This is a genomic window from Mesorhizobium sp. M8A.F.Ca.ET.161.01.1.1, assembly GCF_004792105.1.
GTDB lineage: Bacteria > Pseudomonadota > Alphaproteobacteria > Rhizobiales > Rhizobiaceae > Mesorhizobium.
On the sequence record NZ_SRTD01000068.1, the window covers coordinates 1 to 455 of the forward strand.

General features: G+C 68.1%; 1 protein-coding gene. It reads right to left on the reverse strand.

Going from position 1 to position 455, the window contains the following annotated elements; genetic code table 11:
• On the reverse strand, positions 1-455 hold a 455-nt coding region (locus EN804_RS34620; RefSeq protein WP_246693533.1), incomplete at both ends, for an AarF/UbiB family protein.

Here is a 455-nt window from a genome sequence, read left to right on the forward strand (position 1 = left end):
ACGGAATGCCCCACACCCGCTCCAGGGTGAGTGCACGCTCGGCGGTGTGGCTCCAGATCACTTCCGGGACGTACAGATCGTCGCTGTTTTCCCAGAAGCGGCGCAGCACGCTGGCGTTGGCGCCTTCGCGCTGCAGGTCCAGTTCGGCGGCCAGGGTGTTCTCGACCTCGGCCACCACTTCACGCGGACGGATCTTGTCGGCACGCGGATGGGTTCGCTCGACCAGCGCGGCCAGCGAGTTGAGCAGGGCGATGTCGGCGTCGATCTGCTTCTCGATGCCCGGGCGCAGCACCTTGACCACCACCTGGCGGCCATCGGCCAGCGTGGCCGCATGCACCTGCGCGATCGAGGCCGAGGCCAGCGGTTCGGTATCGAAGCTGGCGAACGCCTCGCTGACCGGCCGGCCGAGGGCATCCTCGACGATGCGGCGTGCGGTTTCGCCATCGAACGGCTTG